At 71.9% G+C, this 23,703-nt stretch carries 21 protein-coding genes; 13 read left to right on the top strand and 8 right to left on the bottom strand.

Annotated elements, in window-relative coordinates:
• The first annotated feature begins 154 nt into the window (after positions 1-154).
• Genes MNZ39_RS16010 through MNZ39_RS15990 form a run of 5 tightly spaced genes read left to right on the top strand, consistent with a single transcriptional unit; the run spans position 155 to position 6,924 of the window.
• A complete protein-coding gene (locus MNZ39_RS16010) occupies positions 155-790 on the top strand; it encodes an NADH-quinone oxidoreductase subunit J (RefSeq protein ID WP_242340084.1) in 636 nt (211 codons plus the stop codon).
• A 14-nt stretch (positions 791-804) separates the two neighbouring features.
• Positions 805-1,110, top strand: coding sequence for an NADH-quinone oxidoreductase subunit NuoK (gene nuoK, locus MNZ39_RS16005; RefSeq protein WP_242340083.1), 306 nt, complete (start codon positions 805-807; stop codon positions 1,108-1,110).
• Between the two features lie 2 nt (positions 1,111-1,112).
• Positions 1,113-3,668 carry an NADH-quinone oxidoreductase subunit L gene (locus tag MNZ39_RS16000; RefSeq protein WP_242340082.1) on the top strand — a complete coding sequence of 852 codons (2,556 nt, stop codon included), beginning with the start codon at positions 1,113-1,115 and terminating at the stop codon, positions 3,666-3,668.
• Positions 3,669-3,687: 19 nt separating this feature from the next.
• The gene (locus MNZ39_RS15995; RefSeq protein WP_242340081.1) at positions 3,688-5,349 is read left to right on the top strand and encodes a NuoM family protein; all 1,662 of its coding nucleotides are present in this window, start codon (positions 3,688-3,690) and stop codon (positions 5,347-5,349) included.
• 18 nt (positions 5,350-5,367) lie between these two features.
• A complete protein-coding gene (locus MNZ39_RS15990) occupies positions 5,368-6,924 on the top strand; it encodes an NADH-quinone oxidoreductase subunit N (protein WP_242340080.1) in 1,557 nt (518 codons plus the stop codon).
• 90 nt (positions 6,925-7,014) lie between these two features.
• Here MNZ39_RS15990 and MNZ39_RS15985 read toward each other — a convergent pair whose 3' ends face one another.
• Positions 7,015-7,854 (bottom strand): PHP domain-containing protein, encoded by an 840-nt coding sequence (locus MNZ39_RS15985; protein WP_242340079.1) that lies wholly within the window; start codon positions 7,852-7,854, stop codon positions 7,015-7,017.
• 84 nt (positions 7,855-7,938) lie between these two features.
• Between MNZ39_RS15985 and MNZ39_RS15980 the strand changes: the two genes are divergently transcribed.
• The 4 genes from MNZ39_RS15980 (at position 7,939) to clpX (ending at position 11,950) form a co-directional block, all read left to right on the top strand.
• Complete coding sequence (locus MNZ39_RS15980; RefSeq protein WP_242340078.1) at positions 7,939-8,415, top strand: Rrf2 family transcriptional regulator; 477 nt, start codon at positions 7,939-7,941, stop codon at positions 8,413-8,415.
• Between the two features lie 151 nt (positions 8,416-8,566).
• Positions 8,567-9,739 carry a deoxyhypusine synthase gene (speY, locus tag MNZ39_RS15975; RefSeq protein ID WP_242340077.1) on the top strand — a complete coding sequence of 391 codons (1,173 nt, stop codon included), beginning with the start codon at positions 8,567-8,569 and terminating at the stop codon, positions 9,737-9,739.
• 9 nt (positions 9,740-9,748) lie between these two features.
• The gene (locus MNZ39_RS15970) at positions 9,749-10,780 is read left to right on the top strand and encodes an agmatinase family protein (protein ID WP_242340076.1); all 1,032 of its coding nucleotides are present in this window, start codon (positions 9,749-9,751) and stop codon (positions 10,778-10,780) included.
• Between the two features lie 93 nt (positions 10,781-10,873).
• A complete protein-coding gene (clpX, locus tag MNZ39_RS15965; RefSeq protein WP_242340075.1) occupies positions 10,874-11,950 on the top strand; it encodes an ATP-dependent Clp protease ATP-binding subunit ClpX in 1,077 nt (358 codons plus the stop codon).
• A gap of 6 nt (positions 11,951-11,956) precedes the next feature.
• Here the strand turns inward: clpX and MNZ39_RS15960 are convergent, their stop codons facing one another.
• From MNZ39_RS15960 to MNZ39_RS15950, 3 genes are read right to left on the bottom strand one after another with little or no spacing between them, the layout of a single operon-like run.
• On the bottom strand, positions 11,957-12,496 hold the full coding sequence (locus tag MNZ39_RS15960) for a CvpA family protein (protein ID WP_242340074.1): 540 nt from the start codon (positions 12,494-12,496) through the stop codon (positions 11,957-11,959).
• Complete coding sequence (locus tag MNZ39_RS15955; RefSeq protein WP_242340073.1) at positions 12,493-13,059, bottom strand: DnaJ domain-containing protein; 567 nt, start codon at positions 13,057-13,059, stop codon at positions 12,493-12,495. Before MNZ39_RS15955 ends, MNZ39_RS15960 begins: the two co-directional genes overlap by 4 nt.
• 18 nt (positions 13,060-13,077) lie before the next feature.
• Positions 13,078-14,685, bottom strand: a complete 1,608-nt coding sequence (locus tag MNZ39_RS15950) for an Hsp70 family protein (RefSeq protein WP_242340072.1) — start codon at positions 14,683-14,685, stop codon at positions 13,078-13,080.
• A 195-nt stretch (positions 14,686-14,880) separates the two neighbouring features.
• Here MNZ39_RS15950 and MNZ39_RS15945 point away from each other — a divergent pair, with 195 nt between their 5' ends.
• Entirely contained in the window at positions 14,881-15,729 is an 849-nt protein-coding gene (locus MNZ39_RS15945; RefSeq protein ID WP_242340071.1) for a class II glutamine amidotransferase, read from the top strand.
• Positions 15,730-15,990: 261 nt separating this feature from the next.
• Here MNZ39_RS15945 and MNZ39_RS15940 read toward each other — a convergent pair whose 3' ends face one another.
• Positions 15,991-17,040, bottom strand: a complete 1,050-nt coding sequence (locus tag MNZ39_RS15940) for a deoxyguanosinetriphosphate triphosphohydrolase (protein ID WP_242340070.1) — start codon at positions 17,038-17,040, stop codon at positions 15,991-15,993.
• A gap of 32 nt (positions 17,041-17,072) precedes the next feature.
• Complete coding sequence (mrtX, locus tag MNZ39_RS15935; RefSeq protein ID WP_242340069.1) at positions 17,073-17,870, bottom strand: myxosortase MrtX; 798 nt, start codon at positions 17,868-17,870, stop codon at positions 17,073-17,075.
• Positions 17,871-18,043: 173 nt separating this feature from the next.
• On the opposite strand from mrtX, the gene amrB reads away from it, so the two are divergent.
• The gene (gene amrB, locus MNZ39_RS15930; RefSeq protein ID WP_242340068.1) at positions 18,044-18,841 is read left to right on the top strand and encodes an AmmeMemoRadiSam system protein B; all 798 of its coding nucleotides are present in this window, start codon (positions 18,044-18,046) and stop codon (positions 18,839-18,841) included.
• Positions 18,842-18,859: 18 nt separating this feature from the next.
• On the opposite strand, the gene MNZ39_RS15925 is transcribed toward amrB, so the two are convergent.
• Both MNZ39_RS15925 and MNZ39_RS15920 read right to left on the bottom strand, forming a co-directional pair.
• Entirely contained in the window at positions 18,860-19,864 is a 1,005-nt protein-coding gene (locus MNZ39_RS15925) for a peptidase M10 (RefSeq protein ID WP_242340067.1), read from the bottom strand.
• On the bottom strand, positions 19,861-20,373 hold the full coding sequence (locus tag MNZ39_RS15920) for a hypothetical protein (RefSeq protein ID WP_242340066.1): 513 nt from the start codon (positions 20,371-20,373) through the stop codon (positions 19,861-19,863). The genes MNZ39_RS15925 and MNZ39_RS15920 overlap by 4 nt, the downstream gene beginning before the upstream one ends.
• Positions 20,374-20,410: 37 nt before the next feature.
• Between MNZ39_RS15920 and gltX the strand changes: the two genes are divergently transcribed.
• Positions 20,411-21,826, top strand: coding sequence for a glutamate--tRNA ligase (gene gltX / locus MNZ39_RS15915; RefSeq protein ID WP_242340065.1), 1,416 nt, complete (start codon positions 20,411-20,413; stop codon positions 21,824-21,826).
• A gap of 99 nt (positions 21,827-21,925) precedes the next feature.
• The coding region (locus MNZ39_RS15910) for a glutamine--tRNA ligase/YqeY domain fusion protein (RefSeq protein WP_242340064.1) at positions 21,926-23,703 on the top strand (1,778 nt) is incomplete at its 3' end.

The raw sequence follows: 23,703 nt of genomic DNA, 5'->3' as shown, positions 1-23,703 counted from the left end.
GGCGCAGCGGCGCCCGCCCCCCGCGCCGCGCCCGCGCCCAAGGCCGTCCCGACGAACGGCGTCCCCGCGCCTGCCGCCGCCGCCGCGGCCGACCCGGTGCCCGCCGCCGAGAAGCCCGTCACCCCGAACCCCGAGACGAAGTGAGGACGCGACCGTGAGATCGAACGCAGGAAAGCTCGTCGCCTGGGGAGTCGCCGTGGCGCTGGTCGCCGCGTTCGCCGCCTACATGACGACGCAGGTCATCCGGCCCGCGGCGGAGGCGAGCCCGCTGCCCACCCCCGGCGCGCTGACGCTGCCCGACATCGTCTTCTACGTGCTCGCCGCCCTGACCGTGGCCGGCGCGGCGGGCGTCGCCCTCTCGCGCAACATCCTCTACTCCGCCCTGGGGCTCCTCACGGCGCTCCTCGGGGCGGGCGGCCTCTACGTGTTCCTGTCGGCGGACTTCGTCGCCATCACCCAGCTGCTCATCTACATCGGCGGCGTGCTGGTGCTCGTGCTGTTCGCCGTGATGCTCACGAGCCGCATCACCGACGTCAAGGTGTCGAACGCGAGCTTCGGGCCGTTCGGCGGCGTCCTGCTCTTCGTCGCGGTGGCGCCGGTCCTCCTCGCGGTCGCGCTGCTCACGCCCTGGGCCGCCCGCGAGCCCGGACCGCTCGCGCCGACGACCGCCGCCATCGGCAACGCGTTCCTCACGCGCTGGCTGCTGCCCTTCGAGGTCGCGTCGATGGTGCTCCTCGCGACGCTGATCGGGGCGGTCGTCATCGCGCGCAAGGAGCTCAAGGCCGACTGAAGGCCGGAGACCCCATGATCTCGCTCACTCACTTCCTCGTCGTCGGTGCGCTGCTCTTCACCCTCGGCCTCGTGACGGTCGCCACCCGTCGCAACGCCGTCGGCATCCTGATGGGCGTCGAGCTCATCCTGAACGGCGCCAACGTGAACTTCGTGGCCTTCAACCACTACGTGACCGGCGGCGTGACCGGACAGGTGTTCGCGCTCTTCGTCATCGTCCTCGCGGCGGCGGAGGCCGCGGTGGGCCTCGCGATCGTCCTCTCCATCTTCCAGACGTTCAAGACCATCGACGTCCGCCACGCGGACCTCATGCGAGAGTAACGATGGAACACGCGAACCTTCAGGTGGTCGGCCACGCGGCCGAGGAGCTCGGCCGGCTGGCCGTGCACCACGTCTCGTACCTCTGGCTCATCCCGCTGTTCCCGCTCGTCGGCGCGGCCATCAACGCGCTCGTCGGGTGGAAGCTGCAGCGGATGTTCGGCAAGAAGATCGTCCACCGCATCGCCGTCACCGCGATGCTCGCGGCGTTCGCGGTGGCGCTGCGGGCGTTCTGGCAGATCCTCCACCTCCCCGCCGAGGAGCGCTTCCTCCAGGACACGCTCTGGAACGTGCTCACCGCCGGGCGCGTGACGGTGGATCTCGCGTTCGCGCTCGACCCGCTCTCGATGATGATGACCCTCGTCGTCACGGGGATCGGGACGCTCATCCACGTCTTCTCCATCGGCTACATGGCCGACGAGCCGGCGTACTGGCGGTTCTTCTCGTACCTGAACCTGTTCATCTTCGCGATGCTGCTCCTCGTCATGGGGGACAACTTCGCGGTGATGTTCTTCGGGTGGGAGGGCGTCGGCCTCGCGAGCTACCTGCTCATCGCCTTCTGGTACACGGATCCGGAGAAGGCCAAGGCCGGCATGAAGGCCTTCGTGGCGAACCGCTTCGGCGACTTCGGCTTCATCGCCGGCCTCCTGCTCCTGTTCTGGGCCCTCGGCGGCGCGTGGACGCCGCGGGACGGCGGCCTCCTCCGCAACACGGACTACCAGCCGGCGGCCGAGCTCAACGCGGTCGCCCCCGCCGCGACCGCGGCCGAGGCGGACGCGCTCGCACCGCGCGTCGAGGGCGTGAAGGTCGGCCCGACGCTGAACTTCCGCGAGCTGCGCGACCAGGTCGTCATCGAGGCGACCGGCGTGAAGGAGCGGCTCGTCCACACGCACATCTGGGGCGTCTCGATCCTCGCGCTCATCGGGATCCTGCTGTTCGTCGGCGCGATGGGCAAGAGCGCCCAGCTGCCGCTCTACGTGTGGCTCCCGGACGCGATGGCCGGCCCCACCCCGGTCTCCGCCCTCATCCACGCGGCGACCATGGTCACCGCCGGCGTCTACATGGTGGCGCGCCTCAACTTCCTCTTCGCGCTCTCGCCGTCGGCGATGGGCTGGGTCGCGCTCATCGGCGCAGCGACGGCGATCTTCGCCGCCTCGATCGGCTTCTTCCAGTACGACATCAAGAAGGTCCTCGCCTACTCGACCGTCTCGCAGCTCGGCTTCATGTTCATCGGCGTGGGCGTGGGCGCGTACTGGGCCGGCACCTACCACCTCCTCACCCACGCGTTCTTCAAGGCGACGCTCTTCCTCGGGTCCGGCTCCGTCATCCTCGGCTGCCACCACGAGCAGGACATGCGGAAGATGGGCGGGCTGAAGAAGTACATGCCCATCACCCGCTGGACGTACCTCCTCGCCTGCATCGCCATCGCCGGGTTCCCGGTGATGAACGGCTTCTACTCGAAGGACGAGATCCTCTTCAAAGCCTTCACGAGCCGTCACCTCGAGCTGTTCGGGGTCGCGACGCCGTGGCTCGGGCCCGCGATCTTCGTCATCGGCATCGTCGCCGCGACCGGCACCGCCTTCTACATGTACCGGTCGTACTACATGACGTTCACCGGCGAGTACCGCGGGAACTCGGGCCACCACGACGAGCACAACGTCGACCCGCACGCCGCCGTCGCGGCGAAGTCGTCGGCGCTCTCGCACTCCGTCCACGCGGACGACGGCGCGGCGCACGCGTTCGGCGGGACGTCGCACGCGCCGGCGCACGGCGCCCTCGCCGACACGCCCGTCCACGCGGCGGCGGTCCACGCGGCGGCCGCCCACGCCCACGGCGCGCACGGCCACGACGCGGGTCACGCGACGGCGCACGACGACGACGCGGCGCACGGCCACGGGCACCACGGCGGCACGCCGCACGAGTCGCCCTGGACGATGACGCTCGTCCTCGTGCTCCTCGCGGCGGGCTCGTTCCTCACCCTCTTCCTCGGCATCCCGACGCTCTGGAGCCACGCGGCCCCCGCCCTCGAGCACTGGCTCGAGCCCGCGCTCCCCGCCGTGGAGGTCGCGAGCTGGCGGTTCCACGAGGTGCCGCACGCGCTGGAGTGGATGTTCCAGGGCATCGGCGTCCTCGCGGCGACGGTCGGCTGGGTCGCCGCCCGCGCGCTCTACAAGGACGGCAAGAGCGAGGTCCCCGCCCGCCTCAAGGCCCGCTTCGAGGGCGCCTGGACGGTCGTCTACAACAAGTATTACGTGGACGAGCTCTACGCGTTCGCCGTCCTCCGCCCCGCCGTCTCCTTCGCCCGCGCGCTGAGCCGCTTCGACGGCACGGTCATCGACGGCCTCGTGAACTTCGTCGGCGCCGTCGGCCGCACCCTCGGCCGGCTCGACGCCGCCATCGACAAGTACCTCGTGGACGGGCTGGTGAACGCGGTGGCGCAGGCCACGTGGGGCATCGGCCGCCAGATGCGGCACGTCCAGACCGGCCGGATCCAGACGTACCTCTACGGCGCGCTCGGGGGCGCGCTCGTCGTGGTCCTGCTGAACTTCCTCATCTCGTAGCGCCAGGAGAGCCGAGCACATGTTCCTGAACCCGGGCAACGTCCTCAGCTGGGCCACATTCTTCCCGCTCGCCGGAGCGGCCGCGATCGTCGTCCTGCTCGCGGTCCGTTACGTCGCGAACCTCCCCAAGAAGCTCGTCGACGACGGCGCGCGCCTCATCGCGCTGCTCGCCAGCGGGCTCTCGCTCGTCGCGGCGGTCGCCGCGTGGCGCATGTACGATCCGACCGACACGGGCGTGCAGCTCACGCACCACTTCGTGTGGATCCGCTCGTTCAACATCGAGTACTTCGTGGGCACGGACGGGCTCTCGATCTCGATGGTGCTCCTGTCCGGGCTCATCTCCTTCGTCGCGACCATCGCGTCGATGCCGTGGTGGTCGGGCGCCAAGGCCGCCGAGATGGCCGGCATGGTCGAGCACGACCACGGCCACGGGGACGACGCCCACCACCCGAAGCACTTCTCGGTGCGGATGGTGCCCGGCTACATGGTCATGCTGCTGCTCCTGCAGACCGGCATGATGGGCACCTTCGTCGCCCTGGACATGTTCCTCTTCTACGTGTTCTGGGAGGTCATGCTCCTGCCGATGTACTTCCTCATCGGCGTGTGGGGCGGGCCGCGCAAGGAGTACGCGGCGATCAAGTTCTTCCTCTACACCCTCGCCGGCTCCGTGCTGATGCTCCTCGCGATCATCGGCATCTACTACAACAGCGCGCCGGCGATGCTCGCGGACGGGACCCTCTCCTCCGGGCACACGTTCAACATCATCGAGCTCGGCCGCCAGGCCGCGAAGGGCCAGTTCCTCAACGCGGCGCCCATCCTCGGGATCGCGTTCACGAAGCTCGCCTTCGTCGCCCTCTTCATCGGGTTCGCGATCAAGATCCCGATGTTCCCCTTCCACACCTGGTTGCCCGACGCGCACGTCGAGGCGCCGACGCCGATCTCCGTCATCCTGGCCGGCGTGCTCCTGAAGATGGGCATCTACGGCATCCTCCGCTTCAACTACCCCATCCTCCCTGACGCGACCGCGTGGGCCGCGCACGCGATGGCGGTCTTCGGCGTCATCAACATCGTCTACGCCGCGTTCGTCTGCCTCGGGCAGAAGGACCTGAAGAAGCTCATCGCCTACTCGTCCGTCTCGCACATGGGCTTCTCGCTGCTCGGCATGGCGGCCATGACGCCCGCCGGCATCTCGGGCGCGGTGCTGAACCTCTTCACGCACGGCATCATCAGCCCGATGCTGTTCCTCATCGTGGGCGTGATCTACGACCGCGCCCACCACCGTGAGATCGAGAAGTTCGGCGGCCTCGCCTCCGAGCTCCCCGAGTACACCGCGATCATGGGCCTCGCGTTCTTCGCGTCGCTCGGCCTCCCCGGCCTCGCCGGCTTCATCGCCGAGTTCATGGTCTTCACGGGCGCGTTCCCGGTGTTCACCGGCTACACGATCATCTCGGCGACCGCCGTCATCATCACCGCCGCGTACTACCTGTGGGCGATCCACCGGATGTTCCTCGGCAAGCTGAACCCCGTCTACAAGGGGTACCCGGACCTCAACTGGCGCGAGCGCATCTCGCTCTACCCGCTCGCCGCCATCGCGATCGTCCTCGGCTTCTACCCGCAGGCGATCCTCGGGGTCATCAACCGCAGCCTGCACCTCATCATCCAGAACATCCGGCCGCTGTAGGCCCGGAGCGAGACCGTGATGGACTCCTTCCTCCCTCTCGTCGACGAGAACCTGCGCTCCGCGCTCTGGTTCCGGCCGGAGATGGCGCTCACGTTCGGGACGCTGATCCTGTTCGTGCTCGACGTCGTCTTCCGCCGGAGCGCGGCGCGGGTCGCGCTCCTCTCCGCCGCGGCGCTCGCCGTCCTCGCAGCGGCGGCGGGGCTCCTCGCCATCCAGCCGCCGGACGCCCAGTCGCTGTTCAACGGCATGCTCGCGAACGACGCGTTCGCCATCTTCTTCAAGTGGCTGTTCCTCGCGGCGGGGGCGCTCACCGTCGTCATCGCCGCGCAGGGGCGCGACTTCCCGCCCGAGCGCATCGGCCAGTTCTTCGCGCTGCTCATGGCGATCGTGCTCGGGATGTTCATGATGGCGAGCGCGACCGACCTGCTCATGGTCTACCTCTCCCTCGAGCTCGTCTCGATGGTGAGCTACGTCCTCGCGGGCTTCCGCAAGGGCGACCGCAAGGCCGCCGAGGGCTCGCTGAAGTACGTCATCTACGGCGGCGTGGCCTCGGGGGTCATGCTCTTCGGCATGAGCTACCTGTACGGCCTCACGGGCACGACGAGCCTCCACGCGGTCGGCGCCCAGCTGCAGGGGATCCAGGCCGGCTCGGCCGTCTCGGTCGCGGCGACGCGCATCGCGCTCGTGGTCTCCATCGTGTTCGTCACCGCCGGCGTCGGCTACAAGGTCGCCGCGGTGCCGTGGCACATGTGGTGCCCGGACGTGTACGAGGGCGCGCCCACGCCGTTCACGGCGTTCCTCTCCGTCGGCCCGAAGGCCGCGGGCTTCGCGCTCGCGATCCGGATCTTCAACACCGCGCTCGCCGGCCCCGCCTCGCCCGCCACCGGCTTCGCCGTGGCGCTCGCCGGGATCCCCTGGCCCGCCGTCATCGGGGTCGTCTCCGCCGTCACGATGACGCTCGGCAACTTCACCGCGCTCGGGCAGACGAACCTGAAGCGGCTCCTCGCCTACTCGTCCATCGCGCACGCGGGCTACACGCTCATGGGCCTCTCCACGGTCTCCGACCGCGGCGTGCAGGCCGTCATGATCTACATGCTCGTGTACCTCGTCATGAACGTGGGCGCGTTCCTGGTCGTGATCCTCGTCGCCGAGGCGACCGGCTCGGAGTCGATCCTCGACTACCGCGGCCTGTCCAGGCGCCACCCGGTCGCGGCGGTGGCGTTCGCGATCTTCCTGTTCTCGCTCACGGGGCTCCCGCCGTTCGCCGGGTTCGCGGGCAAGTGGTACCTGTTCTACGCGGTCTTCGAGCGGATCGACGGGCCTGGCGGAGGCTGGTACGCGTGGCTCGCGCTCATCGGCGCGCTCAACACGGCGGTCTCGCTCTACTACTACGTGCGCGTGGTGCGGGCGATGTTCATCGACGCGCCGTACACGGCCGACGCGCCGGCCATCCGCGCGCGCCCGGGCTACCAGCTGCTGCTCGGCGGGTTCTCGCTGGCCATCCTGGTGTTCGGGATCTGGTGGACGCCCATGATCCGCTGGACGCAGGCGTCGCTGCAGCTGTTCCGCGGGTAGGCGACCCCCGCAGCGCGCCGCGGCGAGCGGCCCGACCGGTTCCAGCCGGTCGGGCCGTTCTCTTTTCGCGTCCCGCGCGGGCGCCGCCCTCTAGGGCCTGCGAGCCTCGAGGCGCGCGAGGTCCGCCGCGCTCATCGTGACGTCGCCGAAGTGGCGGTCCGGCGAGATCTGCGGTCCGTGGAAGTCGGAGCCCGCCGTGGGCACCAGGTCGAGCGCCTCGGCCGCGCGGCGGTACTTCTCGCGCACCGACGGGTTGTGGTCGGCGTGCAGCACCTCGACGCCCTCGACGCCGAACGCGCGCAGCCGCTCGAGATCGCCGCGCTCCAGGCCCGACACGCCGGGATGGGCGACGGTGGTGGTCCCGCCCGCGGAGCGCACGAGCCGCACGGCCTCCTCGGCGTCGAGCCGATAGCGCTGGACGTACGCCGGCCGGCCTTCGCCGAGGAAGCGGTCGAACGCCTCCTTCACGTCCACGACCGCCCCCGTCTCCACGATCGCCCGCGCCACGTGCGGCCGACCGATCGTCTTGCCGCCGCTGTACTTCTCGATGTCGTGGACCTGCAGCCGCACGCCGAGCGTGGAGAGCTTCTTCACGATCTGCTCCATGCGGGTGCGTCGCTGGTCCGCCAGGAAGTCCTCGAAGCGCCTCAGGGCCGCGTCCGCCGGGTCCACGAAGTGCCCGAGGAGGTGGATCTCGCGCCGGTCGAGGAACGCGGAGAGCTCGATCCCGGGCACGAAGCGGAGGCCGAGGCGCTCCGCGGCCTCGTTCGCCGCGGGCAGGCCCGCCACCGTGTCGTGATCGCAGAGCGCCCAGACCTTCACGCCGGCCGAGGCGGCGCGCGCCGCGACGTCGCCTGCGGCGAACTGCCCGTCGGACGCGAGGCTGTGCGAGTGCAGGTCGATGAGTCCGTCGGCGGTCGGCCCAGCCATGAAATGTCCACCTCGTGCGTGCTACAATATCGACTTCAAGCACAGCGCGCTCGGCGGGAGAGGTGGCGCGCGGGGAAGGCCTCGATGCAGCACGTACTGCGTATCTCGCGGAAGATCGATTACGGGCTCCGGGCGATGATCTACCTCGCCTCGATCCCGCAGGAGTCGGTGGTGCCCTTCCGGGAGATCGCGCGCCAGATGGACGTACCGGAGGACTTCCTCGCGAAGATCCTGAAGACCCTCGTCGACCAGAGCCTCGTGAAGTCCACGCGCGGCCCGCACGGCGGCTACGCCCTCGCGCGCTCGCCGAACGAGATCAGCTTCCTCGACGTCATCGAGGCGGTGGAGGGGCCGGTCGCCCTGAACGTCTGCCTCGACGGCGAGGACGCTTGCGGTCACTCGACCGCGTGTACCATGGTCTCGGTCTGGCGCCAGGGGCAGGAGCGGATGCTCGACGTCTACCGGCAGGCGAAGCTCGTCGAGCTCGCCTTCAAGCCGGCCGACGACGGCCAGATCGGCCTCGTCCAGCTCCAGCTCCAGTCGTCGGCGCGCGAGGCATGATCTAACGGGGACTGCGTCCCCGCCCCTGCTCGGCGGGTCCCGTGAGCCGTCGCGACGGGGTACCCCTCCCTGCTGGCGACATGGCCGCGCCCGCCTCCAGCCCCGTGTTCCTTGACGCTCCCCGCGGCGGCCGATAACTTCCGCGCCCGCCATGGCCCAGAACTCCAAGGTTCTCCGGAAGAAGTACCTCTCCCGTCCGCCCGTCGAGCCGATGCGCCTCCGGCCGGGGATGTCGGTCGAGGATCTCGTCGACGTCTATCGCCGCGCGGGCGCCTTCAACGGTGGCCGGCTCGCGGAGGGCTGCGACCTGTTCGGCCGGATGATCGACTCGGGCGCGACGATCGCGCTCACCGTCACCGGCGCCATGGCGCCCGCGGGGGTGGGCGGCGCGATCCAGGCGATGATCGAGGCGGGCTTCGTGGACCTCGTCATCTCCACGGGCGCGAACCTGTACCACGACCTCCACTTCGCGCTGAAGCTGCCGGTCGTCCAGGGCCACTTCCACGTGGACGACAAGGAGCTGTACCAGGCGGGCATCGAGCGCATCTACGACGTGTTCATCACCGAGGATTCGCTCCTCGACACCGACGCCTTCGTGCGCGAGGCGCTCGAGAAGGCGCCCAAGGCGCTGCGCGCCCGCATCTCCACGCCGCAGCTCCACCACTACCTCGGCCAGCTCGTGAACCAGCAGGCGCCGCTGCCGGAGAAGAGCTGGGTCGCGACCGCCGCCCGGTACGACGTCCCGGTGTTCACCTCCTCGCCGGGCGACTCCTCGATCGGCATGAACGTCGCCGCCATGAAGCTCCGCGGCGGCGAGACCACGATCGACCCCGACCTCGACGTCCTCCAGTCGACGGCCATCGTCTACGACGCCAAGGTGAACGGCGTCGTCATCCTCGGGGGCGGCTCGCCCAAGAACTTCTACCTGCAGACCCAGCCGACCCTCTGGCAGATCCTCGACCTCAACCGCGGCGGCCACGAGTACGTCCTGCAGATCTCGACGGACTCGCCGCAGTGGGGCGGCCTCTCGGGCGCGACGCCCTCCGAGGCGATCAGCTGGGGCAAGGTGCAGGCGAACATGATGAAGAACCACGTCGTGGTCTACTCGGACACGACGATCGCAGCGCCGCTCGTGTTCGCGTACGCGCTCGCGACGCGCAAGAAGCGCAAGCCCAAGCGGCTCTTCAAGCGCCTCCCGGACATGTACGAGACGCTCCGCAAGGCCCACGTCAAGAAGCACCCGGGCTCGGACGCGCTGCCGGAGATGCGCGACTCGGGCAAGGCGAAGTCCGTCGGCCCTGGCCGCGCGCTGCCGCGCCGTTAGACGTCCTCCATGTCCTTCGACCCCTCCGCCGCCGCCCAGCCGGGCTCCGGCGTCTTCGGCCTCCCGCACTCGGAGGAGGACGCCGGCGTCGTCCTCGTGCCCGTGCCGTTCGAGGCCACCACCTCCTACGGCGGCGGCACGAACCGCGGCCCCGAGGCGATCCTGTCGGCGAGCCGGCAGGTCGACCTGTTCGACGTGGAGACCGGCCGCCCCTACGAGGCCGGGATCCACATGCTCGAGGTGCCCGCGGCCATCGCCCGGCTCGACGAGGAGGCGCGCGCCGCCGCGGCGCCGGTGATCGCAGCCGGGGGCGTCGTGCAGGGCCGGGACGACCTCGCCCGCGCCGCCCAGGCGGTGGATCGGGCGTGCGAGCAGGTGAACCGGTGGGTGGAGGAGCGCGTCGAGGGCCTGCTCGTGCGGGGCAAGCGCGTCGGCCTCGTCGGCGGCGACCACTCCACGGCGCTCGGCTGCATCGCCGCCCACGCGCGCCGCCACCCCGGGCTCGGCGTCCTGCACGTCGACGCCCACGCCGACCTGCGGGTCGCCTTCGAAGGCTTCACTTACAGCCACGCCTCGGTGCTCTACAACGCGGCGGAGCGCTGCCCGGACATCGGGCGGATCGTGCAGGTGGGGCTGCGCGACCTGTCGGAGGAGGAGCACGCGTACGCCGGCCGGTCGGGCGGGCGCATCGTGCAGCACCACGACGCGCAGCTCGCCCAGGCCCGCTTCGACGGCGAGCCGTGGACGGCCACTGTCCGGCGCATCCTGGAGCCGCTCCCGCGCGACGTCTACGTGTCCTTCGACGTGGACGGCCTCGATCCGACGCTCTGCCCGCATACGGGCACGCCCGTGCCGGGCGGGCTCTCGTTCCAGGAGGCGACGGCGCTCGTCGGCGGCATCGTGCGGAGCGGCCGGCGCATCGTCGGCTTCGACCTCGTGGAGGTCGCCCCCGATCCGGACGGCGGCGAGTGGGACGGCAACGTCGGCGCGCGCCTGCTCTACAAGCTCGTCGGCTGGATGCTCCGCTCGCAGGCGGCCTGATCCTCGGACGGGCGAGGCCCTGACGCGGAGCGCCGTCGCGCCTCCGCGCCGCTCGGGGTTGCGCGCGGCGGCCCCCGGGCCGACCGTTCCGGTGTGAAGCCGCCCCAGCCGCTCCGCCTGGACGAGCGCCCAGCCATCCCCACGCCGCGCGACATCGTCGAGCGGCTCTCCCGGTTCGTCGTCGGCCAGGAGCGCGCCAAGCGCGCGCTCGCGATCGCCGCGTACAACCACCTGAAGCGCACCGCCCTCCGGCGCACGCGCCGGCAGGTGCCCATCCGCAAGTCGAACGTGCTGCTCATCGGCCCGACCGGCTGCGGGAAGACGCACCTCGCGCGGAACCTCGCGCAGATCCTCGACGTCCCCTTCCACGTGGCCGACGCCACGGAGTTCACCGAGGCCGGGTACTACGGCAAGGACGTCGAGCTGATCATCACGGAGCTGCTCGCGAAGGCGGGGCACGCCGTCGAGGAGGCGCAGCGCGGGATCGTCTTCATCGACGAGGTGGACAAGATCGCCCGTCGGACGCAGGGGCACCGCAGCGGCGTCGGCTCGCGCGACATCGGGGGCGAGGGCGTGCAGCAGGCCCTCCTGAAGCTCCTCGAGGGGCGCGAGGTCACCGTCCCCCTCGACGCCGCTCCGCACTGGTCTCGCCAGGAGGCGATCCCGGTCGACACGACCGACGTGCTCTTCGTCTGCGCCGGGACGTTCACGGACGTCTTCGCCTACGCGGCCGAGGGGCGCGGCCTCGGCTTCGGCGCGCGCGACGGCCGCCGGCGCGCGGCGCGGGCGATCCGCCAGAAGGACCTCCTCGAGTACGGGATGCTCGCCGAGTTCCTCGGGCGGCTGCCGGTCGTCGTCCAGCTGGACGAGCTCTCGCAGGAGGAGCTCCTCGCCGTCCTCACCGGTCCGCCCGACGCGATCGTGCGCGAGGTGAAGGAGCTGCTCTTGGCCGACGGCGTCGAGCTGGCGTTCACCGACGGGGCGCTGAGGGAGATCGTGCGGTTCGCGACGGACCGCGGGCTCGGCGCGCGCGGCCTGCGCGGCGTCGTCGAGGAGGTCGTCGCCGATCTGCTCTTCGAGGCGCCGGAGCGGCGCGGCACGCGCGCGACGGTCGACGCGGCCTGGGTCCGGCGTCGCGTGGACAGGATCGACCCGGCGACGCTCCACTGAGGGACCTCAGCGCCGCTCGGGCTCGCCCTCCCCGCGCGTCCGGAACCGCTCGAGCGTTTTCGCGCCGTCCGGCGCGACGCGCTCGACGAGGTCGTACCGCCCCGCGAGATCCACGAGCTGGCTCGAGCGCAGCGCCCGCGAGAGCCCCTCGGGCGCGAGGCGGCCCGCGAGGGCGAGGATCGAGAGCAGCACCCAGGCGCCGAGCGCGCCCTTCACGCCGCCGAGGAGCGCGCCCAGCCCTCGGTCGGCCGGGCCGCGCACGGCGCGCGCGGCCGCGGTGCCGCGCAGCAGCGCGCCGCCGACGAGCGAGACCAGCGCGGAGACGCCGAGGAACAGGAAGGTGGGCGCGACGACGCGCGCGACGGGGGCGGAGGCGAACCGGCCGAGGCCGGCCGCCACGGGCACGGCCAGGTGGTGCGCGGCGAGGCCTCCGGCGGCCACCGCCGCGAGCTGGACCAGCTGCCGGAGGGCCCCCGACGACGCGCCCAGCACGGCGGCGAGCGCCACCGCCGCGAGCGCCGCGAGATCGATCGTCGTGCCGGTCACTTGATCTTGAAGGCGTCGCCCTTCGCGCGCCCCCTGTCGAGCTCGCGCTGCACCGTGGCGAGCTGTTCCTTGAAGCGGGCGTTCTCGGGCTCGTACATGAGCGCGCTCTTCAGCGCGCGCTCCGCGCCCTCGAGGCGAGCGGCCTCGATCTCGACGAGCGCCGCCGCGTAGAACTTCCGGCCGTTCGGCGTCTGCCCGAGCTGCTCCTCGAGCTTCCGCTTCTGCTCGTCCTTCACCGCGGCCTCCTCGACCTCGGTGAAGCGCAGCTTCGCGGCGCGGTCGGGCCCGGAGACGTCGGCCTGGTAGCGCGCGCGCTTCCGGTCGTCGCGGAGCACCGTGTACGCCTCGTTGATGCGCCGGTAGATCCGGCCGACGAGGTCGCGCAGGGCGGCGTTGGGGAACGCGGCGAAGCGGTCCGGGTGGTACGCGCGCGACTCTCGGTAGTAGGCGGCCTTGATCTCCGCGGGCGTGGCGCCCTGCGGGAGCTTCAGGATCGCGAAGTAGTCGAGCTGATCCAGCGCGCCGGCCAGCGTCTCCACCTCGATGAGGAACTGGGCGTCCATCGTCTTGCCTCCGTCGGCCTAGGCGCGCGGGCCGTGGGCGAGCTCGAGCTCGGCGTTGTGGTCGATCGCCGCGCGGAGGTCCTGCTCCGAGAGCCCCGACGAGAGGCTGATCGTGGTGGAGGTGCGCTGGCCCGTCTCGAGGTCCGCGGCGGAGACGTTCACGATGCCGTTCGAGTCGATCTCGAACGTCACCTGGATCTGCACCGCGCCGCGCTGCGCCACCCGGAAGCCCTTGAACTCGAACTCTCCGAGGAGCTCGCAGCCCTCCGCGCGGTTCGACTCCCCCTGGTAGACGCGGATCTTCACGCGGTCCTGGCCGTCGCGGCTCGTCGTGAAGGTCTTCGACTTCTCGATGGGGATGGGGGTGTTCTTGTCGATGATCTTCTCGGTGAAGCCGCCCACGGTGCCGACGCGGAGCGACAGCGGGGTCACGTCGAGCAGGTAGCTCGCCTGGCCGTGCTCGGCGGCGTTCCGGTTCAGGAGCGCGTGCGCCTGCAGCGCGGCCCCGAGCGCGACCGCCTCGTCGGGGTCGATCCCGGACATCGGCTCCTTCTGGAAGTAGTGCCGGACGCTGTTGCGGACGATCGGCAGCCGCGTCGGGCCGCCGACCAGGATGACCGCGTCGACGTCGCCCGCGGTGAGCCGCGCCGACTGGAGCGCCTCGTCGCAGACCTTGAAGGTGCGCTGGACGAGATCCATCACCATCCGGTTGAACTGGTCGGTGGTCAGCTTGCCGCGCAGGTCGAGCACCTCGCCCTCCGGCGACTGGCAGATCCCGGGGACGTGGATGCTCGCCACCCCGTCCCGCCCCACCTCGATCTTCGCGCGCTCGCCCGCCTCCTTCAGCATCTGCAGGCAGAACTTGTTCTGCCGGAGGTCGAGCCCGTGCCGCGCGAGGAAGTCGTCCGCGAGCCACGTCATGATCCGGTCGTCGAAGTCGTCGCCGCCGAGGTACGTGTCGCCCGCGGTCGAGAGCACCTCGAAGACGTCCTTGCCGATCTCGAGGATCGACACGTCGAACGTGCCGCCGCCGAGGTCGTAGACGCAGATCTTCTGGGAGATGTCCCGGCCGAAGCCGTAGGCGAGCGCGGCCGCGGTCGGCTCGTTGATGATGCGCAGCACCTCGAGGCCGGCGATGCGGCCCGCGTCCTTCGTCGCCTGGCGCTGGTTGTCGTTGAAGTACGCCGGGCAGGTGATGACGGCCTTCTTCACGTCGCGCCCGAGGGCGGTCTCGGCGATCGCCTTCATCTCCTTCAGGACGAGCGCGGAGACCTCCGGCACGGCGAGGTCGCGGTCGCGCACCTGCAGGCGGACCGCGTTGTTCGGCCCCTCCACGATCCGGTACGGCATCACCGCCTGCGCCTTCTTCACCTCGTCGGAGAAGAAGAAGCGCCCGATGAGCCGCTTCGCCGAGTACACCGTGCTCTCGGCGTTCGTGATGATGTTCTTCTTCGCGTCGTTTCCGACGAGGACGGAGCCGTCCTCGAGGAAGGACACGACCGAGGCGTGCGTGCGGTCCCCCCACTCGTTCGGGAGTACCTGCGGGGACGCGCCGGCCTGGGTGACGGCGGCGACGGCGCTGTAGCTGGTTCCGAGATCGATTCCGACCGCGATGTCGTCGCTCATGGATGTTGTCCAGCGGTTTCGCCGGGTTAGCGCATCCTAGCGGCGGCTTCGACAGGCTGTCAAACGAGCGACCCCCCCCTCGTGTGGGCGTTCGGCGACCGACGCCGGCCCCGAGGCGCGTCCCCGGTTATTACTGTTTCGAGTGGCGAGGCGATCTCTCGCCGCAGGGTTCGTCGACCCGAGGAGAACGGATACATGGGCGCGCTCGTCGCGGTCCTTCAGACCGATGACAGCTTGCTCCGGTGCCAGCTGGAGCGGCTCAGGTCGCACGTGTCGCTGCAGGGCGAGGGGGACACCCTCCCGCTGGCCTACGGCTTCGGCTACTACACGGCCGGGAACGTGCTGCTCGGGAAGCGTCCCTCCGGGGCGACCGCTCCGCTCTCCCTCCCCGAGCTCGTGGGGAAGGTCGACTCGGAGGCGCTGCTCGTCCACGCACGGCTCTCGTCCGGCCTCGCCTCCAAGGACGAGAACACCCAGCCGTTCCGCTACCGCCGCTGGCTCTTCGCGCACGCGGGGACCGTCGCGGGGTGGGAGGGTATCCGCCCCAGGCTCCTCTCGGCGATCCCCGACCACCTCCGCCGGCAGATCGCGGGGGAGAGCTCCTCCGAGCACGCGTTCATGCTGTTCGCGAAGCACCTCAAGGACGACGGCCGCCTCGACGACCTCGACCTCGACGCGGCCACCGCGGGCCGCGCGCTCGCGAGGACGGTGCGACAGCTCGAGGCGTGGGCGCGCGAGGCGGGGGAGCAGAAGGCGAGCCGGCTCGTGTTCGTGGCGACGAACGGGCGGATCATGGTCGCGACGCGCCGGGGAGGACCGCTCTTCTACGCGCTCTACGAGGGCATCGTCCCGTGCCCCCTCGACGAGATCGGCCTCGACACGCCCGAGAGCGATCCGCGCGTGCGGCCGCACCGGCGGGTGAAGGCGGTGGCGTTCGCCACGCGGCTCCTCGCCCCCAACGGCTTCATCGAGGTCCCGGAGGGGAGCGTCGTCGCGGTGAGCCGCTCCCTGCAGGTGTCGGTGTCGAGCCTCAACGGTCCCTGAACGACAGTTCGAGATTCGCGCCACCTTCGGTGACGCGAATCACGCTGTCGTTCAGGGATGTTCGAACGGGGGCTGCGCCCCCGCCCCGCCGAGCGAAGCTCGTCGGGGCCCCACCCCGGCTCGCCGGGTCCCGTGCGCCGCCGCGAGCGGCTTCGCCGCTTCCGCGGCGTCGCCCCGGCGGGCTCGCGTCGCTCGCCTGGCGGCGGCCGACCTGGTCGGCGCTGCCCGCTCTGGCGGACTCGATCCCGGGACGGACGCCGGTCAGACCACGCTCCACGGGCGGGGGACGAAGATCCCCTCCCACACGCCGATGGCGAAGCGGTCGGTCATCCCGGAGAGCCAGTCGATCACGGCCCGCTGCGGCGGATCGCCCTCGCGCGCGACCACGCCGTGCCGCTCGCGCAGCCGCCCGGGATCCTCGACGCACCAGTCGTGGAGATCGCGCAGGATCCGCTGCGCCTTCACGAACTCGTCGTGGACGACGGGGTTCTCGTAGACGCGCGCGTACAGGAAGTCGCGCAGCGCGAGCAGCGCCTCGTGCACGTCCGGCGACATCTCGATGTGGCCGCCCCCGTCCACGTCGGAGCGGCGGATGACGTCGCGGATGAGCGTGCGGTACCGCGAGGTGCCGCCGCCGCCGAGCACCCCGCGGATCGGCGCCGGGACGTCCGCCTCCTCGAAGAGCCCGGCCCGCACGGCGTCGTCGAGGTCGTGGTTCACGTACGCGATGATGTCGCTAAGCCGGACGATCTCGGCCTCGAGGGTGAGCGCCTTCGCGCCGCTCCCCTTGAGCAGCACGTTCCCCTTCCCCTTCGAGTGGCGCAGGATCCCGTCCCGCACCTCGGCGGTGAGGTTCAGCCCCTGCCCGTCGTTCTCGAGCACGTCCACGACGCGCACCGACTGGATGACGTGGTGGAAGCCGCCCGGCACGACGTCGTTCAGGATGCGCTCCCCGGCGTGCCCGAACGGCGTGTGGCCGAGGTCGTGCCCCATGACCATCGCCTCGACCAGCATCTCGTTCAGCCGGAGCGCGCGGGCGATGGAGCGCGCGACCTGCCCGACCTCGAGCGTGTGGGTGAGGCGCGTGCGGTAGTGATCGCCGCGCGGCGCGAGGAAGACCTGCGTCTTGCCGGCGAGGCGGCGGAAGGCCTTCGAGTGGACGAGCCTGTCCCGATCGCGCTGGAACGAGGGCCGCTCGTCGTCTTCCGGCTCCGGGCGCTCGCGCCCGCGGGACTGCGACGCCCGCGCGGCCCGCGGGTGCAGCGTCCGTTCCTCGAGGTCCTCGAGCATCTCGCGGATGGTCCCGGGCATGCGCCGCTTTCTAGCGCCCGGCCCCCGGCCTGTCACCCGTAGAAGCTCGCCTCCAGCGTCGCGAGGAAGACGTTCGCGAGCGCGTGCACCACGACCGGGGCGACGAGCCCGCCCGTGCGCTCTCGGACCCACCCGAACAGGAGCCCGGGCAGGAAGGTCGCGAGGCGCCAGGGCTCCAGCACCACCAGGTGGCCGAGCGCGAAGAGCGCCTGTGTCCAGAGGAACCCCGCCCCGAGGCGCGCGCCGAGCACCGTGACGCCGCGCTCCGGCGCGGAGCGGGCCCAGCTCGTCTGCATCCAGCCCCGGTAGAAGAGCTCCTCCGGCGCGGCCACGACGAGGAACTGCACCACGACGAGGAGGAGCACGCGCTCCGGGAGCCGCGCCGACAGCCGCGGGGCGATGCCGTACGGCGCGACGACCCGCGCGATCGCCCCGGGCAGGTGCGGGAGCGCCTCCGCGTAGAGCCAGAACAGCGCGGCGAAGACGGGGAACACCACCGCGCAGACGAGGAGCCCCTGCAGCGCGCCCCGGCCGAGCGCGCGCCAGGTGGCGGGGTCCCGCGGGGCGAGGCGGGGGACGCCGTAGGCGGCCCACGGGTCGTGGCGCGCACGCAGGCGGCCGTCGGGGAGCGCGATGAACATGAAGGCGGCGACCCCGGCGAGGTTCCCGGCGAGGAGCCCCGACGGCTCGACGTAGGAGAGGAGCTTCGCGAGCGCGAGCCCGCCGACGGCGAGGAGCCAGGTCCGCACGAGCACGCGAGGCGGATCGGGGGCGGGCGTCCTCCGCTGGAGCGGGGCGGCGGTGCGCGGGTCGGCGGACGTCCTCTGCACCGGGCCGGGATCGCACGGGTAGCGCGGAGCGTCAACCCGCCGCGTGTGCGCGCGCGTGCGCCGCGGCGGCGCGAGCGAGCGCCCGCCCTCGCCGCTGCCTCCGGGCCGGTCACCTCCGCCGGGCGGGCCCGCTCCGGTCGGCCGTCGCCCTGGGAGGACCCTATACTCGCCGCATGGATCGGGCCCCCGCCGTCGCCGGGCGGTTCTACACCGCCGAGGCAGCCGCGCTCGCCTCGCAGGTGGACGGGTTCCTCTCGGGCGCGGGCGAGAAGCTCCGCGCGCGCGGCCTCGTCGCGCCGCACGCGGGCTACGTCTACTCCGGCGCGATCGCGGGCGCGGTCTACGCGCGCGTGGAGGTCCCCGCGCGCGTCGTCGTGCTCGGCCCGAACCACACGGGGCTCGGCGCCGGCGCCGCGCTCTGGCCCGCACGCGGCGCGTGGCGCACGCCGCTCGGCGAGGTGCCGGTGGACGCGGAGCTCACCGCGGCGCTCGCCGCCTCCCCCCTCGTCACCCCCGACCCGAGCGCGCACGCGCGCGAGCACGCGCTCGAGGTGCAGGTGCCGTTCCTCCAGCGCGCGCGGCCCGGCGTCACGATCGCCGCGCTCTGCCTCGCGCACCTCGCGCTCGAGGACTGCGTGGCGCTCGGGAGGACCGTCGCCGACGCGGCCTCCGCCGCCGGCGCGCTCGTCGTGGCCTCGAGCGACATGAGCCACTACCTCCCCGCGACGGTCGCGCGGCGCCTGGATCACCGCGCCATCGAGCGCATCCTCGCGCTCGATCCGGAGGGGCTCTACGAGGTGGTCCACGCCGAGGACATCTCGATGTGCGGCGTCGTGCCGGCCACCGTGATGCTCGTCGCCGCGCGGCTCATGGGAGCCTCGCGGGCGGAGCTCGTCCGCTACGGCCACTCCGGCGAGGTGACGGGGGACGACGACCAGGTCGTCGGCTACGCGGGGATCGCGGTGGTCTGACGGGGCCGCCGCGGAACGTCAGCGCCGGCGGCCGCGCCGCGCGAGCGCCGCGAGCGCGAGGAGCGCGGAGGCGAGCTCGCCCGCCCCGCCCGCCGACGCGCAGCCGCCGCGCCCCGCCGCCTTCACGGGGGAGGTCCACGTGGCCCCGCCGCGCGGGTAGATGGCGCAGAGGCCCGCCCGGTCGTCGGCGGTGAGGGTGCGCTTCGACACGTCGCCCAGGCTCGCCGCCGGGAACATGACGACCGCCCGGTACGGGCTCGTCCGCGGGTTGCAGTCCGAGTCGCCGAGGTTGCACGGGTGGGCGAGGCCGATGAAGTGGCCGATCTCGTGCGTCGCGTTCGACTGGAGGTCCACGTAGGTGCAGCCGCTCTGGGCGTAGAGCGTGCAGGGCGACTGCGCGTTGGGCGTGCACGTGAAGTACCAGCCGTACGGCGGCTGGGTCGCACCGGCGGTTGAGCTGAGCGGGCCGGACTGACCGTCCCAGTCGGCGAACTCGATGTCGGCGTCGTAGATCCGCCCGCTGTTGGCGTCGTGCGTGACGGTGGTGATCGCGATGGTCGCCCGGTCCGCCGGCTGCGCGTCCTCGAAGCAGTCGTAGGTGTTCGCGCACGAGCCGGCGTTCCAGCACGCGTCCGTGCTCGGCGCGACGTCGGAGCACCAGCCCGCGCGGAAGACCACGAGGTTCTCGTTCCGCGAAGCCCGCGGGTCGTAGCCGACCGTCACGACGTCGGTGGTGCCCTGGTCCACGAGCTGGAGATCGGTGCAGTCCTGCACGGCGCCGGTCCAGGTGCGGAACGCGGCGCGCACCGCCTCCATCGCGGCGGTGTCCGCGTACTGGGAAGTGTCCGCGCACGAGGGGGCGGACGCGGCGCGGCGCGGGTTGATCTGGTAGCCGACCGTCCGCTCCTGCCAGTAGAACGCGGCCCCGTTACCGCTCGTGCTGCGCTCGTAGGCGCGCGCCGCGGGCGGCGCGAGGAGCAGCACCGCGACGGCGGCGGCGAGGCGCACCGCGCGCGCGCTCACCGCGCGCTCCGGACGCGCCGCTCGAGCTCGTCGACGGACATCCGTCCGACCGCGCGCTCCCCCGCGGCGAGGCCGCGCGGCGCGAAGCGTGCGCCCTCGGTGCCGGGCGTCGCCATGCCGTCCTCGACCCGGTACTTCCCGAGCGCGAGGCCGTTCACGCGCCAGGTGTTCCCGCGGCGCCCCGCGAAGACGACGACCTCCTCGCCCTCCTCGAAGGTGGGCGCCGCGTCCACCGTCTGCGCGATCTCGCCGACCTTGCCGCCGGGCACGAGCAGCCTGAGCCGCTCGCCCGGCCGGCCCTTCCACGCGCTCGTCACGCGGACGACGACCTCGGTGACGATGCGCGCTCCGGCCCAGCGCGAGCTCGTGCGCTCGACGACGCCGCGCGCGACGGTCTCGGAGGTGCGCGCGGTCTCCTCGACGCTCGTCTCGAGGAAGGTCGCCGCGCGGGCGGCGCCGGGCGCGCCCGCGAGCAGGGAGGCGAGGAGGAGCGCGGTCGTTGGTTTCATCAGCGCGCGATTCTACCCATGCTAGGTTCCGCCCGCCATGGACACACCCCGCGTTCGCTTCGCCCCGTCTCCCACGGGATACCTGCACATCGGCGGTGCCCGCACCGCGCTCTTCAACTGGCTGTGGGCGCGACGCAACGGCGGCACGTTCGTGCTGCGGATCGAGGACACGGATCGGGAGCGCTCGACGCAGGCGGCGGTGGACGCGATCTTCGACGGCCTGCGCTGGCTCGGCCTCGACTGGGACGAGGGGCCGGACGTCGGCGGCCCGCACGGGCCCTACTTCCAGACGCAGCGCCTCGGGATCTACGCGGAGCACGCGGAGCGGCTCATCCGCGAGGGCAAGGCGTACGCCTGCTACTGCACGAAGGAGACGCTCGACGCCCAGCGCAAGCAGGCCGAGGCCGAGAAGCGCCAGTTCCGCTACCCGGGCACCTGCCGGAGCCTCCCCTACGATCCCTCCCGGCCGCACGTCATCCGGTTCCGCGTCCCCGAGACGGGCTCGACGACGTTCGTCGACCTCGTGAAGGGGCCGATCGAGACCTCCCACGAGGTGCTGCAGGACGAGGTGATCCTGCGCGGCGACGGCGTCCCCCTCTACAACTTCGGCGCGGTCGTCGACGACGTGACGATGGGGATCAACCTCGTCGCGCGCGGCGACGACCACGTGAACAACACGGCCCGGCAGATCCTCATGTACCAGGCGCTCGGGTACCCGGTCCCGCGGTTCGCGCACCTGCCCATGATCCTCGGCGCCGACAAGACGCGCCTCTCCAAGCGCCACGGCGCGACGAGCGTCACCGCCTACCGCGACATGGGCTACCTGCCCGAGGCGGTGGTGAACTACCTCGTGCGCCTCGGCTGGTCCCACGGGGACCAGGAGATCTTCACGCGCGAGGAGCTCGTCCGGTACTTCGACTTCAAGGACGTGGGCGCCACGGCGGGCGTGTTCAACCCGGAGAAGATGGCCTGGGTGAACCACGAGTGGCTGAAGAAGCTCTCGGACGAGGAGCTCGCGCGGCACGCCCTGCCCCACTTCCTCGCCGCCGGGCTCCCCGCGGCCGACGACGCGAAGCTCCGCCACGTCTGCGCGGTGGCGCGCGAGCGGGCGCGCACCTTCGGCGAGTACGTGCAGCAGTTCCGCTACTTCTACGCGCCGATCACGCTCGACCCCAAGGCGAAGGCCAAGTTCCTGACGGCCGACACGAAGCCCATCCTGGAGGCCATCCGCGGCGGCCTCGCCGGCCTGGACGCGCTCGAGACCGAGGCGATCGAGAAGCTCTTCCACTCCGAGGCCGAGCAGCGCGGCCTCGGGCTCGGCAAGATCGCCCAGCCGGTGCGCGTCGCGCTCACCGGCGGCACGGCCTCGCCCGGCATGTACGACGTCGTCCAGATCCTCGGCAAGGAAGAGACCCTGCGCCGCCTCGACGACGCGCTCCGGCTCATCGGCTGAACCCGCCGGGAGCGGCGCGACACCCTCGCGTTCGCCGGGCCCGCGGGGTCGCCGCAGGGTTGCGGGGCGTGGCGCGCTGCGATACCACCATCGGCCACCATGAGCGACGCCCCGCGCCCCTCGAACTTCCTCGCCGACATCGTCGAGGCGGACCTCCGCGCCGGCAGGAACGGCGGCCGGGTGGTCACGCGCTTCCCGCCCGAGCCGAACGGCTTCCTCCACATCGGCCACGCGAAGTCGATCCTCCTCAACTTCGGCCTGGCCCGGGCGTACGGCGGGCACACCCACCTGCGCTTCGACGACACGAACCCCGTGACGGAGGAGACCGAGTACGTCGAGGCCATCCAGGCGGACGTGCGCTGGCTCGGCTGCGAGTGGGGCGGGCACCTCTACTACGCCTCGGACTTCTTCGAGCGGATGTACGCGTGCGCCGAGCGGCTCGTGCGCGACGGCAAGGCCTACGTCGACAGCCAGACGCAGGATCGGATCCGCGAGCAGCGCGGCAGCTTCGAGCGACCGGGAGTGAACAGCCCGTTCCGCGATCGCTTGGCGGCCGAGAGCCTCGACCTCCTCCACCGCATGCGCGCCGGCGAGCTCCCGGACGGCGCCGCCGTCCTGCGCGCGCGGATCGACATGGCGCACCCGAACGTGCTCATGCGCGATCCGCTGCTCTACCGGATCCGGCACGCGAGCCACCACCGGACCGGCGACCGGTGGTGCATCTACCCGATGTACGACTTCGCCCATCCGCTCGAGGACGCGTTCGAGGGCGTGACGCACTCCATCTGCACGCTCGAGTTCGAGTCCAACCGCGAGCTGTACGACTGGGTGCTCGACAACCTCGGGCCGTGGGATCCGCGCCCCCGCCAGTACGAGTTCGCCCGGCTCTCGCTCGGCTACACCGTGCTCTCGAAGCGCAAGCTCCTGCATCTCGTGAACGAGCGGCGCGTCTCGGGCTGGGACGATCCGCGCATGCCCACCATCGCCGGGATGCGCCGGCGCGGCGTGACGCCCGAGGCGCTCCGCGACTTCGCCGACCTCATCGGCGTCGCGAAGAACAACAGCGTCGTCGACATCGGCAAGCTCGAGTTCGCCATCCGCGGGGACCTCGAGCGCCGCACCCCGCGCGCGCTCGCGGTGCTGAACCCGCTCCGGCTGGTCGTCGAGAGCTGGCCTGCGGACCGGACCGAGGAGCTGGACGTCCCGTGGTGGCCCGCCGAGCCGGCCCGCGGCGGGAGCCGCAAGGTGCCGTTCGGCCGGGAGCTCCTCATCGAGCGGGACGACTTCTCCGAGGAGCCCCCGAAGGACTGGAAGCGGCTCGCGCCCGGCCGCGAGGTGCGGCTCGCCGGCGGCTACGTCGTGCGCTGCGAGGGCGTGGAGCGCGACGCGTCCGGCGCGATCACCGCGGTGCGGGCGACGCACGATCCGGCCTCGCGCGGCGAGGGCGAGCGGCGCAAGGTCTCCGGCACGATCCACTGGGTCCACGCGACGCGCTCGGTCCCCGCGGAGGTCCGGCTCTACGACCGGCTCTTCGCGGTCGAGCAGCCCGACGCCGAGCCCGACTTCCTCCAGGCCCTGAACCCCGACTCGCTCGTGCTCGCGAAGGGCGCCCGCGTGGAGCCCGCCCTCGCGGACGCGGCGCCGGGGACGCGCTGGCAGTTCCTCCGCCAGGGCTACTTCTTCGTGGACCCGGTGGACTCGCTCCCCGGCGCGCCCGCGTTCAACCGGACGATCACGCTCAAGGACACGTGGGCCGCGCGGACCGCGGTGAAGCCCGAGGCGCGGCGCGCGAGGCGGGAGCCCGCGCCGGCCGGCGGCGCCGAGGGGGCGGGGCCCGGGGCGTCGCGGAAGGCCCGCGCCGAGCTGCGCGCCGAGGC

It is taken from the genome of Anaeromyxobacter sp. SG66 (assembly GCF_022690805.1).
GTDB lineage: Bacteria > Myxococcota > Myxococcia > Myxococcales > Anaeromyxobacteraceae > Anaeromyxobacter > Anaeromyxobacter soli.
The sequence above is the reverse complement of the archived record's forward strand: the minus strand, read 5'-3'. Positions and strand labels throughout refer to the sequence as shown.

Excerpts from the sequence above, each read along its gene's own strand:
- nuoK (WP_242340083.1), top strand. The coding sequence starts at position 805 with ATGATCTCGCTCACTCACTTCCTCGTCGTCGGTGCGCTGCTCTTCACC.
- MNZ39_RS16000 (WP_242340082.1), top strand. The coding sequence starts at position 1,113 with ATGGAACACGCGAACCTTCAGGTGGTCGGCCACGCGGCCGAGGAGCTC.
- MNZ39_RS15995 (WP_242340081.1), top strand. The coding sequence starts at position 3,688 with ATGTTCCTGAACCCGGGCAACGTCCTCAGCTGGGCCACATTCTTCCCG.
- MNZ39_RS15990 (WP_242340080.1), top strand. The coding sequence starts at position 5,368 with ATGGACTCCTTCCTCCCTCTCGTCGACGAGAACCTGCGCTCCGCGCTC.
- MNZ39_RS15985 (WP_242340079.1), bottom strand. The coding sequence starts at position 7,854 with ATGGCTGGGCCGACCGCCGACGGACTCATCGACCTGCACTCGCACAGC.
- MNZ39_RS15980 (WP_242340078.1), top strand. The coding sequence starts at position 7,939 with ATGCAGCACGTACTGCGTATCTCGCGGAAGATCGATTACGGGCTCCGG.
- speY (WP_242340077.1), top strand. The coding sequence starts at position 8,567 with ATGGCCCAGAACTCCAAGGTTCTCCGGAAGAAGTACCTCTCCCGTCCG.
- MNZ39_RS15970 (WP_242340076.1), top strand. The coding sequence starts at position 9,749 with ATGTCCTTCGACCCCTCCGCCGCCGCCCAGCCGGGCTCCGGCGTCTTC.
- MNZ39_RS15955 (WP_242340073.1), bottom strand. The coding sequence starts at position 13,059 with ATGGACGCCCAGTTCCTCATCGAGGTGGAGACGCTGGCCGGCGCGCTG.
- MNZ39_RS15950 (WP_242340072.1), bottom strand. The coding sequence starts at position 14,685 with ATGAGCGACGACATCGCGGTCGGAATCGATCTCGGAACCAGCTACAGC.
- MNZ39_RS15945 (WP_242340071.1), top strand. The coding sequence starts at position 14,881 with ATGGGCGCGCTCGTCGCGGTCCTTCAGACCGATGACAGCTTGCTCCGG.
- MNZ39_RS15940 (WP_242340070.1), bottom strand. The coding sequence starts at position 17,040 with ATGCCCGGGACCATCCGCGAGATGCTCGAGGACCTCGAGGAACGGACG.
- amrB (WP_242340068.1), top strand. The coding sequence starts at position 18,044 with ATGGATCGGGCCCCCGCCGTCGCCGGGCGGTTCTACACCGCCGAGGCA.
- MNZ39_RS15920 (WP_242340066.1), bottom strand. The coding sequence starts at position 20,373 with ATGAAACCAACGACCGCGCTCCTCCTCGCCTCCCTGCTCGCGGGCGCG.
- gltX (WP_242340065.1), top strand. The coding sequence starts at position 20,411 with ATGGACACACCCCGCGTTCGCTTCGCCCCGTCTCCCACGGGATACCTG.